At 64.4% G+C, this 14,414-nt stretch carries 12 protein-coding genes; 9 read left to right on the top strand and 3 right to left on the bottom strand.

The genetic code is table 11. The annotated features are described in order from the left end of the window. Window positions 1-23: 23 nt before the first annotated feature. From KF708_21590 to KF708_21560, 7 genes are all read left to right on the top strand, one after another. On the top strand, window positions 24-1,157 hold the full coding sequence (locus KF708_21590; GenBank protein ID MBX3415293.1) for an ABC transporter permease: 1,134 nt from the start codon (window positions 24-26) through the stop codon (window positions 1,155-1,157). 166 nt (window positions 1,158-1,323) lie between these two features. Then, complete coding sequence (locus KF708_21585) at window positions 1,324-2,532, top strand: cysteine desulfurase (GenBank protein ID MBX3415292.1); 1,209 nt, start codon at window positions 1,324-1,326, stop codon at window positions 2,530-2,532. Between the two features lie 169 nt (window positions 2,533-2,701). Further along, window positions 2,702-3,814: a hypothetical protein gene (locus tag KF708_21580; GenBank protein ID MBX3415291.1), complete on the top strand. Its 1,113-nt coding sequence runs from the start codon at window positions 2,702-2,704 to the stop codon at window positions 3,812-3,814. Between the two features lie 331 nt (window positions 3,815-4,145). Next, entirely contained in the window at window positions 4,146-5,261 is a 1,116-nt protein-coding gene (gene dnaN / locus KF708_21575; protein ID MBX3415290.1) for a DNA polymerase III subunit beta, read from the top strand. A 41-nt stretch (window positions 5,262-5,302) separates the two neighbouring features. Then, entirely contained in the window at window positions 5,303-5,617 is a 315-nt protein-coding gene (locus KF708_21570; protein ID MBX3415289.1) for a DUF721 domain-containing protein, read from the top strand. A gap of 216 nt (window positions 5,618-5,833) precedes the next feature. Next, entirely contained in the window at window positions 5,834-8,275 is a 2,442-nt protein-coding gene (locus KF708_21565; GenBank protein MBX3415288.1) for a DNA gyrase subunit B, read from the top strand. 106 nt (window positions 8,276-8,381) lie between these two features. Then, window positions 8,382-8,618 carry a hypothetical protein gene (locus KF708_21560; protein MBX3415287.1) on the top strand — a complete coding sequence of 79 codons (237 nt, stop codon included), beginning with the start codon at window positions 8,382-8,384 and terminating at the stop codon, window positions 8,616-8,618. 184 nt (window positions 8,619-8,802) lie between these two features. Here the strand turns inward: KF708_21560 and KF708_21555 are convergent, their stop codons facing one another. From KF708_21555 to eno, 3 genes are all read right to left on the bottom strand, one after another. Next, entirely contained in the window at window positions 8,803-10,452 is a 1,650-nt protein-coding gene (locus tag KF708_21555; protein MBX3415286.1) for an aspartate aminotransferase family protein, read from the bottom strand. Between the two features lie 17 nt (window positions 10,453-10,469). Next, window positions 10,470-11,297 carry an amidohydrolase gene (locus KF708_21550; protein MBX3415285.1) on the bottom strand — a complete coding sequence of 276 codons (828 nt, stop codon included), beginning with the start codon at window positions 11,295-11,297 and terminating at the stop codon, window positions 10,470-10,472. 253 nt (window positions 11,298-11,550) lie between these two features. Next, the gene (eno, locus tag KF708_21545) at window positions 11,551-12,837 is read right to left on the bottom strand and encodes a phosphopyruvate hydratase (protein MBX3415284.1); all 1,287 of its coding nucleotides are present in this window, start codon (window positions 12,835-12,837) and stop codon (window positions 11,551-11,553) included. Window positions 12,838-13,210: 373 nt separating this feature from the next. On the opposite strand from eno, the gene KF708_21540 reads away from it, so the two are divergent. Both KF708_21540 and KF708_21535 read left to right on the top strand, forming a co-directional pair. Then, the gene (locus KF708_21540; GenBank protein ID MBX3415283.1) at window positions 13,211-13,432 is read left to right on the top strand and encodes a hypothetical protein; all 222 of its coding nucleotides are present in this window, start codon (window positions 13,211-13,213) and stop codon (window positions 13,430-13,432) included. 180 nt (window positions 13,433-13,612) lie between these two features. After that, window positions 13,613-14,188: a hypothetical protein gene (locus KF708_21535; GenBank protein ID MBX3415282.1), complete on the top strand. Its 576-nt coding sequence runs from the start codon at window positions 13,613-13,615 to the stop codon at window positions 14,186-14,188. The last annotated feature ends 226 nt before the right edge of the window (window positions 14,189-14,414 follow it).

The following is a 14,414-nucleotide window of genomic DNA, read 5'->3' as shown; positions in this document are numbered from 1 at the left end:
CTGGATCCTTCACGTTACGCTCGATGTCACCCCCCGCCACGACCCTCGAACCGCCTGCTCCCGCGCCCGCCCCCAGTGCGGCGCCGGTCGTGCGTTCGCGCGGCTTCTGGGCCGAGGCCTGGCTCCGCTTTCGTCGCCGCAAGCTGGCGATGATCGCGCTGGGCTATGTGATTTTTCTCACCATCGTAGCCATCTTCGCCCCCGCCATCGCCGGCACGAAGCCGATCGTCTGCAAATACAAGGGCCAGCTCTACTTCCCCGCTCTCGGCTACTTCAACCGCAACTGGGAAGACCCCGATGGCATCTTCTACAAGGACAAATTCCGCAAGATTTACCCCGAGAACCTGAAGAAGAACGATCCCGACAGTTGGGCCATCTGGCCACTCGTCTACCAGGATCCCTACCGCCGCGTGCGCGAGGGGGAATGGCCCGACCAACCGGGCAATCCCACCGGCGATCAGGGGCGGCCGAATCGCCACAACATGTTCGGCGCCGACCAGCAGGGCTTCGACGTCTTCGCCCAGATGGTGCATGGCACCACGATCGCCCTCTCCGTCGGCTTCGTCTCGATGGGCATCGCCGCCGCCATCGGCATTACCGTCGGTGCCATCGCCGGCTACTTCGGCGGCTGGGCCGATATGGCCCTGAGCCGCGTGATCGAGCTGGTGATGTGCATTCCGTCGCTGGTGCTGATCCTGGCGCTGATCGCCATCCTCGAGCGCCCCTCGATCTGGCACCTGATGGCCATCCTCGGCTGCACCGGCTGGACCTCGATCGCGCGCCTGACGCGCGCCGAGTTCATGAAGTTGCGCGACGCCGACTTTGTCATCGCCGCGCAGTCGATCGGCGTCTCGCGCTTGCGCATCATGCTCCGCTACATCCTGCCCAACGCGCTGGCGCCGATTCTGGTGCCGATCAGCTTCGGCATCGCGTCGGCCATTCTGACCGAGGCCGCCCTCAGCTTTCTCGGCTTCGGCGCCCCGCCGCCGAACCCCAGTTGGGGCACGCTGCTCAGCGCCGGTCGATCGAACTACCAGCTCTGGTGGCTGATCGTCTTTCCCGGCACCGCCATCTTCCTCGCCGTGTTGGCTTACAACCTGATCGGCGAAGGCATCCAAGACGCCACCGACCCAAGAATCCAAGACCCCGGCCGGTAGAGCCTTCTTCTCACCGCGAAACTAACGTGGCCGCGCAAACCCAGGGTGGCAACGATCATGTTGCGGAGTGACCTCCAAACTTGGCCGATCAAGAGTCGCAACATGGTCGGTGCCACCCTCGTCGTGCCATGCCCCTCGGCGTTGTCTTGGCTGCTACAATGGCGCTATGACCGGCGACCAAATCTATCTCGATCACAACGCCACGACCCCCCTCTTGCCCCAGGTGGCAGAGGCGATGGCCGAGTGTGCCGCCGCCGGCTATGGCAACCCGGCCAGTCAACATGCCGCCGGACGCCACGCGCGCCAAACGATCGAAGCCGCGCGGGAAACGATCGGGCGAATCCTGGGGGTCGACGTCGACACGCATCGCGGCGACCGCATCCTCTTCACCAGCGGCGCCACCGAGGCCAACAATCTCGCCCTGCGAGGGCTCAACCCCAACGTGACTGGGGCGATCTACGTTTCCGCCATCGAGCACCCAAGCGTCGCCGGAGTGGCCGAGCAACTGCGGCGGCGGGGCGAGCAGGTCGTCACGTTGCCCGTCACGCGCGACGGTATTCTCGATCTCGCGGCGGCCGCTGAGTTGATTCAGCCTGGCGGTCGCCTGGTGGCCGTCATGCTGGGCAACAACGACACCGGCATCCTGCAACCGATCGCCGAGCTCTCCGCACTCTGCCGTGCGCGGAACGTGCCGCTGTTCACCGACGCCGTCCAAGGGGTGGGCAAGATCGACGTCGACTTCCGCGCCTTGGGCGTGGCCGCCCTTTCGGCCAGTGCCCACAAGTTTCACGGCCCCCCCGGCGTCGGCGTGCTTGTCGTGCGGCCCGAGGTCTCGCTCGAGCCGCTGCTCTTCGGTGGTTTCCAGCAGGGGGGTCTTCGCCCTGGTACGGAATCGGTGGCGCTGGCGGTGGGGATGCGGTGCGCCCTGGAAGGCTGGCAACAGGAGCGATCCGCGCGGCAACAGCGCCTCAGCGAGCTGCGCCAGCGGTTGGAAGCAGGCCTGCGCCAGATTTGGCCCCAGGCCGTCATTCACGGCGAGCAGGTTGCCCGGCTCCCCCATACAACGTGCGTCAGCCTGGTGGGGCTCGATCGCCAGGCCCTGCTGCTGGCACTGGACCTAGCCGGGGTTGCTGTTTCGACCGGTTCGGCCTGTGCGAGCGGGTCGAGTGAACCCGCGCCGGCGCTCGTGGCGGCGGGCTGCGCAGAACCCCTCCTCGAGAGCGCCCTGCGGCTGAGCCTGGGGGGGACGACGACGGCTGCCGAGGTCGAGCAGGCGCTCGAGAAAATCGCCCAGGTTTGCCGCCATCTGCAAGGGGCGAAACGGGCTCGAAATTCAGCCGGCGCGGCTCGCCGGACGACCCACCATTCGCTATAATGCGGCGGCCTTTTTGAAGCGGTTTTTGTGGGTTCGCAGGGGGCTTCGAAAGACACCCAACGCGCGGTCGCGGTGGGGTGCCTTTCGCCGGTCAATCCAGGCATGCGAATCCTGTCGAAATTGGCGCCTGAACCAAGGCGCGTGGGACGGACCCGCAGTGACGAACGGTGTGCTTCGGATCCCCTTGTCGGGACGCGCCTCGGGCGCGGCTGCTGCGCGCGGCCGTTCTCGCGACGCCGCGATGCGCCCCTTCGTCGTCGGGAACGAGAACCGCGTCGCCGCCGTCGCCGTGCTGGCGGCGTTGCCTCCCGCGCGACAACCTTACAACCCGCTCGTCTTTTGCGGCGCGCCTGGACTGGGCAAGTCGCACCTGCTGTCGGGGCTCGTGGCCGAGCATCGCCGGCTGTTGCCCGCGACGCAAGTCGTGCAGATCGTGGCCGTCGACTTCGCCCGCGAATATGCCGAGGCGATCGACGTGCAATCGCTCGACGAATTTCGGCCGCGCGTGCGTGACGTGCGCGTGCTGGCCATCGAAGACGTACACCTGATCGCCGGCAAAAACATGGCCCAAGAAGAGCTTTGCCGCACGATCGACGCTGTGCGCGATGCGGGGGGGCTGGTATTAGTCTCGCTCCGTCATGCTCCGGCGGAGACACGGGGCCTCATCCCGGCGCTGGCCGCGCGGCTCGACGCGGGATTGGTCGTGACGCTGGCCCCACCTGACGAACCCTCGCGTCGCGAGTTGCTCGACGATCTGGCGGCCGAACGCGGCGTGCAGCTTTCGCCCGCTGCGCGTGATCTGCTGGCGCGGCAACTCGCTGCCTCGCCGCGCGAGCTCGAAGCGGCCCTCGTGCAACTTTCGGCCATCCAGCAAGAGCATGCGGTGGACGAAGGCGCGCCGATCGAAGAATCGCTCGCCCACACCTTGCTCGATTCGCGCGCCGAGACGGTTCCTTTGGCAATCGACTCGCTGGCGCGTGCCAGCGCGAAATACTTTGCCGAGCATCTCGAGCAGGTACGCGGCCCTTCCCGCCGGCGAGGGGTGACCTTGGCTCGCAGCATGGGCATGTACCTGGCTCGTCGCTGGAGCGGGGCGAGCTTGAGCGAGATCGGCCGCTACTACGGCGGGCGCGATCATACGACCGTGCTCCATGCCTGCGGTCGCATCGCGTCCGAGCTCGCCCAGGATCGATCGCTGGCCGAGGCAGCTCACGAGATCTGCAAGCTTGCCCGTCGCGATCAGTGGCACAAGCAAAATCGAAAGAATCCTCCCAGGGAATGACAATCGTTGTGGAAAACCTGTCGATCGATCGTCGACAAATGGCGGAAACCAACATCGAGATTCACCGATCGACCCCCAGCCTCGAAAAGCATCTTCACCATCGACGAACGACTGACAACCCAATCGACTCTCGACCAACAGGTTTTCCACCGGCGAGCAATTGGCTCAACACCTTGCGGATCAAAGAGTTTGCCTGCGGATGACGAGAACCATCAACAGTCGCTTGCCGCGGATCCTAAACACTGCTGTTTCTTAAAAAGAGTTTTTAGACAAGAGACCCCGACACCACGAGCCTCGCTCGAAGCGTGTCCCTGGCAAAGGCCTACCCAAGATGAAGATCACCTGCGAACGCGATCGACTGCTGAGTGCTTTCCAAGCGGCCGCTTCGGTAGCCCCTGCCCGCAGTCCCAAGCCGATCCTGCAAAACGTCAAGCTCGAAGTGCAGGGGGATAGTGCCACGCTGCTGGCGACCGATCTCGAAATCGGTATTCGTGTCGAATTGCCTGGTATCGAGGTCACGACCCCCGGGGCCACGGTGCTGCCGACCGGCCGCTTCCAGTCGATCTTGCGCGAATCGACCGATGCGAAGCTGCACCTCGAGGCGGACGACAGCGGCACGGTCGTGCGTGGCGAGCGGAGCGAGTTCAAGCTGCCGGGCGAGAACCCGACGGAGTTCCCGGCCGTGCAGTCCTTTGGCGAAGCCAAGTACCACGAGATTCCTGCCCGGCTGCTGCGCGAGATGATTCGCCGTACCGTCTTTGCCACCGACAATGAGAGCACGCGTTATGCCTTGGGGGGCGTGCTGCTCGAAATGGAAGAGAACAAGCTCACGGCGGTTGGGACCGATGGACGCCGTTTGGCCAAGATGGAAGGCCCCGCTCAGTCCGTGGGGGGGCATCGCACGGGCGATAACGCCACGATTGTGCCGACCAAGGCCATGACGCTCATCGAACGGGTACTCAGCGATGCCGAGACCGAGGTGGCCATCGCCGCCGGGCCGAACAGCGTGCTGGTGCGCAACGAGCGCACCACGATCTACAGCCGGCTGGTCGAAGGCCGTTTCCCGAAATGGCGCGACGTCTTTCCCCAGCGCGACAACGTCACCAAGCTCGATCTCGTTGTCGGCACGATGCACTCGGCGGTCCGCCAGGCGATGATCGTGACGAACGAGGCCAGCCGCGGCGTCGACTTCAGCTTCGCTGGCGGCGTGGCGACCCTCAGTGCCCGCAGCGCCGAGTTGGGGCAATCGCGGGTCGAGATACCGGTCGCTTACGATGGCCCGGAGATCGGCGTCACGCTCGACCCGCGCTATGTGAACGATTTTCTGCGCGTCCTCGATGCCGAGAAGAACTTCGCGCTCGAGTTGAAAGATGCCGACAGCGCGGCCGTCTGCCGCACCGAAGATGGCTACGGCTACGTGATCATGCCCCTGGCCCGCGAGAGATAGAAGCGGCGTAACAAACCTCGACACAAGCCCCCCCACCCTCGATGGACCGACCCAAAGCCCGACGACCGCAGGCGATCGGCGACGTGCTGGCCGAATTGATGGCCCGCCGCGGCTTTGCGCGGATCCACGGCAATCAGGCCCTCGCCGCGGCCTGGCGCGAGGCGGCGGGAGAGTTGCTCGCGCGTCACACGCGGCCGTCCGCCGTCCGCCGTGGGGTGCTTGAAGTGGTCGCCGCCAATTCCACGATCATGCAGGAGCTTACGTTTCAAAAGACGCAGTTGCTGGCCTCGTTGGCCCGACTGTTGCCCGAACAATCGATTACGAATCTGCGATTCCGCGTTGGGCCGGTGACCTGAGCGAACGACGCTCGCGGTCATCGCGTCGGCGCTCTCGAAGATCGAGATCGCAGCCACTGAACCAAGGACGCAGCCCGCTCCACGGAGGAGTTTGAACACCCGATGTCCGCACAGCCCGCCGAACAAGAGCCCACCAAGTCCACTCCGCGCGATCCCTCGTCGTCTGGAGCCGAACCGCAGCTTCCCACCGCGGCCGACGCTCCGCGCACGCCCGACATGCTCGATTACCGTCGCGTCGAAGGGGAATACGGCGCCGATCAGCTCGAGCATCTTTCGGACCTCGAGCACGTGCGCGAACGGCCGAGCATGTACATCGGCGATACCGGCCTGCGCGGCTTGCATCACCTAGTGTACGAAGTCGTCGACAATTCGATCGACGAATCAATGGCCGGCCACGCCAAGAACGTTGGTGTGACCATCAACAACGACGGCTCGGTCACGATCGAGGACGACGGGCGCGGCATCCCGGTCGAAGACCACCCCGACCTGGGTTTCTCCACGCTGCAAGGCGTGATGACGGTGCTCAAGTTCGGCGGCAAGTTCAGCAAGGGGGCGTACCAGACCTCGGGCGGTCTGCACGGCGTCGGCGTCACCGTGGTGAACTTTCTCTCGGAATGGGCCGAGGTGGAAGTCTGCCGCGGCGGGCACGTTTACCAGCAGGAGTACGCCCGCGGCATTCCCACGTCCGAGGTGCGCCGCATCGGCAGCACCGACAAGGTGGGAACGAAGACCACTTTCAAGCCCGACCCCGAGATCTTCCCCATCACCAAGTTCGTCTACAACACCCTCTACCGCCGCCTGCAAGAGCTGGCCTTCTTGAATCGCGGCGTGCGGATCAATTTCCGCGACGAGCGCACCGGCGACGGCGACACGTTCCACTACGAGCGCGGCATTCTGCAGTTCATCGAGTATCTGAACCGCGCCACCGAAGCGGCCCATCCCGACATCCTCTACCTGGCGGGCGAGTACGAAGGCATCGCGCTCGAGCTCGCCATGCAGTACAGCACCGACTACACCGAGAACGTTCACAGCTACGTCAACAACATCAACACGATCGAAGGGGGCACCCACGTCTCGGGCTTCCGCAACGCGCTCACGCGCACGCTGAACAACTACGGCAAGAAGATGAACCTCTTCAAGGATCTCGTCCCCACGGGAGACGACTTTCGCGAAGGACTCACCGCCGTCATCGCCCTGCGCGTGCCAGAGCCGCAGTTCGAAGGCCAGACCAAGACCAAGCTCGGCAACAGCGAGATCGAAGGCATCGTCACCTCGGCGGTGGTCGACTTTCTGAATCGCTACCTGGAAGAAAACCCCAAGAGCGCCAAGACGATCGTGCAAAAGGGCCTGCTCGCCGCCGAAGCCCGCGAAAGCGCCCGCAAGGCCCGGCAGCTCATCCGCGAGCGCAAGGGGGCCCTCTCCAGCGGCGGCCTCCCCGGCAAGCTCCGCGACTGCACCAGCCGCGAGGTCGATCGCTGCGAACTGTACCTGGTCGAAGGCGATTCGGCCGGTGGCAGCGCCGAAGGAGGCCGCCTGCGCGAGTACCAGGCCATCCTCCCCCTCCGCGGCAAGATTATCAACGCCTACAAGTCGCGCGACGACAAGGTGCTCGCCAACGAGGAAGTCCGCAGCATCATCTCCGCCATCGGCATCGGCATCGGCGAAGAGACCGACCTCTCGAAGCGGCGCTACGGCAAGATCGTCATCATGACCGACGCCGACGTCGACGGGTCGCACATCCGCACCCTGCTGCTCACCTTCTTCTATCGACAGATGTACGACCTCATGCAGGCGGGGCACGTCTACCTCGCCCAGCCCCCCTTGTTCCGCGTGAAGAGCAAGCGTGAGACCTACTACGTCCAGACCGACGAGGAAATGAAGGCGCAGCTCCTCGAGCTTGGCCTGGGAGACGGCGTCTTCCTCCCCGGCGACGGTCGCGAAATCGCCGGCGCCGACATGAACCGCCTCTGCCGCCTGCTGGCCGATCTCGAAGAACCGCTCATCGCCCTCGAACGGCGCGGCATCAGCCTCCGCGAGCACGCTACGCGACAAGACGCGGCCACGGGCCGCTTGCCGATCTACCACGTCTTCCTCGGCGCGCACGACCACTGGTTCAGCTCGCGCGAGGATCTCGATCGCTTCGTCGCGCAGGAAGAACAGGCCGCCGGCAGCGAGCTCCGCGTCACCGACCACGACGCGCAGTCCAACGGCAACGGCCAACCCGCCCCACGCATCCACATCGTCGAACTGCACGAGGTCCGCACCATCAACCGCGTGCTGGCCGAACTGGCCAGCATGGGCTTCGACATCCAAAGCCTGATCCCCCAGGAACGCACCGGCACCGAAGAGCCGCGCTATGTCCTCCGCCGCGGCGAGAACGAGATCGGCCTCGAGGATCTCCGCGGACTGCTCACCGCCGTCCGCAACGCCGGCGGCAAGGGACTTACCATCACCCGCTTCAAGGGTCTCGGCGAAATGAACGCGGAAGAGCTGCGCGACACCACGCTCGATCCCAACAACCGCACCCTCCTGCAGGTCCGCATGGAAGACGCCGGCGCCGCCGACGAGATGTTCCGCGTCCTCATGGGCGAAAAGGTCGAACCCCGCCGCGAGTTCATCGAAAAGCACGCCCTCGAGGTGCGCAACCTCGACGTGTAGCACGCGCTGCACAGGCGGTTTTTTCGCGTACCGTGTAACAACCCGGCAATGCCTGCGCTTATCGGAACAAGGTTCTCCATTCCTTGTGGCAAGCGCAGGTGCGAACATGTTCCTTCAATCGAAGCGTTGGAAGCTGATTGCGGCGTTCGGCTATGGCGTGATCTTTGCCTTGGCCTTCACGGGTGCCGTGCGCATCGGTGCTTACGTCTTCGGCACACCCTTGCCCAATGATACCGCCAACTCCATCTTTGCTTCCACGGCCGCCGTGGCGGGCACACTTTCGGTGTTGGTCTACGCTCGGTCTTTGAAGCAGAGGCAGCAAACGAATCCGCGCGGTCAGTAGCAAGCTCGTGTGCTTCGCTGGAGTTTCGACGTGGTGTGACCTTCCGGTCCCTCCGTCTCGAAGGGACTCTTCGTGGCTGTCGCCGACAAAGTTCGCCGAATTGCTCGCGCACGAGCTTTGCCAGTGCCACCCCAAGAGATCGACTGCTGGAGCAGCCAGCGGAGACGTGGCTTCGGCGCGGATATTAGCCACCCGCCGCATCGACGGCCTGTTTCGCGTCCAACACGTGCGTGATAATCGAACGCATGCGGTCGTCGTCTGAGAAGGGGGACAGCACGTAGCTCTTGAGCGCCACGATCGGTTCGCCGTAATCGGTTTTGCGGTAGCAGTCGGTCAGCGAGATGGCCACGCCATGTCCGGCCAGCGCCGCCTCGTTCACGCGCTCGAAGATACGGCGGTTGTAGTCGTTATGGGCGCGTAACGGCGCGGCGAAGCCGGCTTCGCTCCGCTCGCGGTCCTTGATGGTGAACGTATCGGTCCCGTGCGGATAGGCGCGAAACAACGTCACCGGGCCGACGTTCTCGCCATTGAGCACGACGAGATCAGGATGGGCCTCGATCCGCTCGCGTAGCACCTCGGCCATTTCCACCGCATGCCCCAGCAGCACGCGCAATCCTTCGCGGCCGAGCAAGAGCAGGTTAGCGAGCGCGGCCATCACGCCGGTGCCGCTACGTGTCGTTTCCAGCGTATACATGCCGGGATGATGTTCGCCCGACTGGAACAGGTAGGGCATCGACTCGCGCGGCCGCGCGATCCGCGCGAAGTCGTTGCCGTCGCGCACCAGCACGAGCGACGAGACATAGGGCACATAGCCCGTCTTGTGAAAGTCGATGCCGATCGAATCGGCGAGTCCCAGGTGCTGCACGCGGTAATGCGTGGCGGCCAGCGCCCGGACGGTGCGATCGCGAAAGCCCAGCTCGTTGGCGTCGAAATCGTAGTCGTTGAAGACCGACCAGGCCCAGCCGATCACGGCATCGGCGTGGATGTGCGGGTGGTAGTCGAGCGCATATTCTTCCACCAGCCGATCGCGCAGGGCGACGACGCCGGCGAGATCGTCGAGCCCGAAGGCGTCGGTGGTGCCGAGCGTGGCCACGATCGCGGCGATCGACTTGCCCGCGGCCAGCGATTCGCGCAGGGCGGCCTCGAGCAGATCGAGCCGCAGGGCGTTGTCAGTATTGGTCGGAATACGCACCACCTGGTCGGCGCCGATCCCCAGCCAGGACGACACGTTGAGCACGCTATAGTGGCTTTGCTCCGAGGCAAAGAGCACCGCGCCGTGCTCGACGCCGGCGCGCATCGAACCGGGCTGCGCCTTCTCGAGCCCGATCTTTACCGCATAGAGCAACGCGCCCGTGCCGCCGAACGTGAAGACGCCGGCCGACGTCGCGGCGTCGTAGCCCACCAGGTCGGCGGCCATCGCCGCGACGCGCACCTCGGCCTCGGACAAGCGCCGGCTTCCTTCGTCGCTCACCAGGTTGGGGTTGAACGTGGCCGGCAGCAGCACGCCGATGATGCTGGCGATCGACGGCGGCGGCACCACGTTCACCTGCGTGCGCGGATGTCCCCAGACGAACATCCCCTCGAGATAGCGCACCAGTTGCGGAATCACCAGCTCGATCGGCAGGCCCTGCGCGGCGATTGTTTCCGCCCGGGCATGCTGCCAGTCGGGCTCGACCGGGCTGCCCAGGATCGGGCTTTGCGATTTCAACGCGTCGACCTGGTCAAGCGCGCGGCTGATCGAATACACAACGTAGGCATCGTGAACCGGATCGGAGACCGGCGGCGGGAAGGCCTTGCGCAAGTCGTCGAGCAGTTGCTGGCAACGCGGACGCATCGAGCGTTCTCCGGGCGTCAATCGAGCTTGAAGACCCGCGCCGCGTTGCCGCCGAAGAAATCGGCCGCCACCTTGTCGGGCAGCTCCAGCTCGCGGGCCTGTTCCATGCAGCGCTCGAAGCCCAACATGGGAAAGTTCGTGCCGAAGAGTACTTTATGCCGCCCCTGTGTCCGCATGAACTGCACGAGCTGCGGCGGATAATAGCGGGGCAGATAAGCCGAGGTGTCGATGTAGACGTTGTCGTGCTTCCACACCTGGCCGATCATCTCGTCGGTCCAGGGGTAACCGATGTGACCCCCCACGATGCGCAGCTCGGGAAAGTCGAGGGCGACCCGTTCGAGATAGGGCACCGGACGGCCCGGCTCCGAGGGCATGCGCGGCCCCGTGTGACCCACCTGCGTGCAGAAAGGGATATCGAGCTCGATGCACTTCACGTAGAGGGGGTAATAGAGCGCATCGCTGGGAGGACGGTTCCACAGCCAGGGGAGCAGGCGCAAGCCCTTGAAGCCGAGCTCGTTCACGGCGCGATCGAGTTCGGCGATGGCCCGCATAGGGCGTTCGAGATCGACCGAGGCGATGCCGACGAAGCGGCCGGGATAGTCGCGGACGATCGTTGCGACCTCGTCGTTCGAGATGGCGAAGCCCCCCGGACGGTGCCAGGCCGAGAGCAACACGACGTCGATGCCCGCGGCGTCCATCTGCCGCAGCATGTCTTCGGGCGAGATGCCGGTTTCCCACAGGGCGCCGGAACGCTGCATCAGGGGAGCCACCTCGGGCAGGCGCGCGCCCATGTGCGACAAGGCGGGTTGCGCCCAGGCATCGATGACACGCGTCGCGGCGGCCATGCTAGTTCCCTCGATAATCGCCCCAGATCAATCGTGATAGGTGGGTGGCACCGATGATTCTGCGGTGCGACTCACCAACCGATCAAGCGCAATTCGCAGAATCGTCGGTGTTGCGAAGCAACAAGAGGAATAGTGGAAACTCGAACGAGCCTTTTGTCGCTGCGCGACACTGACGATTCTCCGGCTGAGTCGTGCCTGCTCCCACTATTTCACGCGGGAGAATCGTCTGCTACCCAGACTTAATACCTCGACCCTACCCGCGGCGCTTGGCGAGCAGGGGTCCACCGTAGATGGCCGTATCGCCCAAGTCTTCTTCGATGCGCAGCAGTTGATTGTACTTGGCGGTGCGATCGGTGCGGCTGAGCGAGCCGGTCTTGATCTGGCCGGTCCGCAGGGCCACGGCCAAGTCGGCGATCGTGGCGTCTTCGGTCTCGCCGCTGCGATGGCTGGCAATGCTCGTATAACCGTTGCGGGCCGCCAGCTCGATGGCGTCGATCGTCTCGGTGAGCGAGCCGATCTGGTTCACCTTGATGAGAATGCTGTTGGCGATGTGGCGGTCGATGCCTTCCTGCAGGCGCTTGGTGTTGGTCACGAAGAGGTCGTCGCCGACCAACTGCACCTTGTCCCCCAGGCGCTCGGTGAGGGCCTTCCAGCCATCCCAGTCATCTTCGCTGCAGCCGTCTTCGATCGAGAGGATCGGATACTTCGCGACCCAGCCCGCCAGCAAATCGACCATAGCGCCGGCCTCGATATCGCGATCGTCGAACTTGTAGAGCTTGGTCTTGGCGTCGTAGAACTCGGTGGCGGCGACGTCCAGGGCTAGAAAGACCTGCTTGCCGGGCTGGTAGCCGGCCTTCTCGATCGCGGTGACGATCAGATCCAGCGCCTCGGCATTGCTCTTCAAGTCGGGGGCGAAACCCCCTTCATCACCGACCGAGGTGGAAAGCCCCTTCCCGTGCAGCACCTTCTTCAGGTTGTGAAAGATCTCCACGCCGCAGCGCAACGCGTCGCTGAACTGTTCGAAGCCCAGCGGAAAGACCATGAACTCCTGCACGTCGACCTTGTTGTCGGCGTGGCTGCCACCATTGACGATGTTCATCATGGGGGCGGGCAACAGTCGCGCGGTCGGGCCACCCAGGTAGCGGTACAACGGCAGTCCGCAGTAATCCGCCGCCGCGTGGGCCGCGGCCAGCGACACGCCGAGGATGGCGTTCGCACCCAGCTTCTTCTTGTTCGCGGTGCCGTCGAGATCGATCATCTGGCGATCGAGGCCCACCTGATCCAAGGCGTCGAGGCCGATCAACTCCGGGGCGATCTCTTCGTTCACGTTCTCGACCGCTTTCGAGACCCCCTTGCCGAGGAACTCGCGATCGTTGCCGTCGCGCAGCTCCCAGGCCTCGTGGCCGCCGGTGCTGGCGCCGCTGGGAACGGCCGCGCGGCCAAACGAACCGTCGGCCAGCTTGACGTCGACCTCGACCGTGGGGTTGCCGCGGCTGTCGAGGATCTGTCGGGCATGAATATCCACAATGGTCGAGTTCATCGCGCGCGGAACCTTTCCAAGAAGTTGTCGTCACCTTTCGTGACCGCTCGTGAGCGACTATGCACCACGGCTTCGTCGCATATTGTGACGGAATTGGCAGCGCTTGACTACGGGGTAGGCGACACGGATTGGGCGCGATGGAAGCCCCTTCCACGCGGGGTCTTGCCACGCCTGGCGGCGGCAGATTCTACGCAATCGCGCGTCTCGCTGGCGCGCAAGAAAATGTCGCCGGCAAATTGCTTGACAATGGCCGCCCATGAGCAAGATATTGGCTTCTTGCTTGTGTGTCGCGCCACGTTCGCTGGCGCGCGATGGCGGAATCTTTCGTCGTACTTCTCCATCTCGTGGCGACAGCTTCCTCAGGGTATTTGCCGTGAATACATCGGTCTTGGATGCGATTAAAGAAGGTGTCTGGGATTTCGAACCGGAAATGGTCGAGGACACGCAGTACGCGCCCACGCAAGCCATTCCAGGTTCGGTGCAGAAGGTGATGGTCCTGGCCGAGCGTCTCGAGCGCGGCCTTCCCCTGTGGCATCCGGCGGATCGCATCCATCATGCCGATCCGGCGCTTTTAGCCCTGGCCGACATAGGGTAATGCGCCCCGCGGCGTTCCTGTGTCTCGCCTTGAGCGGGCGGAAGCTTCCATTCGGGCGCTTGCATGCTTGGCAACCGGAGTGCAACAAAATCGAATTGCTGCAACCGTTGACCACCCTGAGCGGTACAGACTAACATAGCTCGTGATGAGGAACGAGCCGTCGGTCCGCTTGAACTGCCGATGAGCTCCCGCCAAGCAATCCGCCGCTCTCTCGCCGCCAGCAAATTGCTGCTCGTTTGGGTAGCTATTGTGGCGTATTGCGCCTCGGCCATCGGCGTTGCCATTCCCCTGCCGGCGGCCGGGCAGAAGGTTTCGAGCGAGCCCTTTCCCTGCCAGCACCATCGCTGCGGATGCCAGTCTGCCGAGCAGTGTCGCCGCAGTTGCTGCTGCTTCTCCGACGAGCAAAAGATGGCCTGGGCACAAGCCCACGGCGTTTCCGCGCGGTCGGTCCTCAGCGAACATCCGGCGGCTGCTTCCGCCAAGAAGACGGGCAAATCGTGCTGCCACCGCGGGGGCTGCGAGCGGCCAAAAACAGACACCACTCATGATTCGGCGTCCTGGATTCATTTGATTTCAGCCGCGAAATGCCAGGGACTGGCCACGCTGTGGATCACGATCGGCGTTGCGTTGCCTCCCGCGCGCGACGAACAAGTCGCGGCGAGCGTGCTCGTGCCGCGTGAGACCGTGGCGTTATGGGACAGTGCCTGGTCTTCCACTTCTTTCCCGCCACCAGTTCCACCTCCGCGGAACGTCTAAAGGTGCCCTCTTGCGCCACGGGCGCTTGAAGATGGCCGGGTGGCGGCGCTGCGCGCTGGGGTGCGCATCGCGTCCCCCGTGTCATCGCGTGGCATCTTGTGCGCTCACGTCGCTTACGGCCGGCTCGTTCCTCATCACGACGTGTCGGACGGGCGCCGTGGGCGCGCTGGATCGCCACGTATCTCCGCGAGCACCTGTGGCCTGAACGGATTCTAAAAGCTGCGAG

Source organism: Pirellulales bacterium, assembly GCA_019636335.1.
Classification (GTDB): domain Bacteria; phylum Planctomycetota; class Planctomycetia; order Pirellulales; family JAEUIK01; genus JAHBXR01.
The sequence above is the reverse complement of the archived record's forward strand: the minus strand, read 5'-3'. Positions and strand labels throughout refer to the sequence as shown.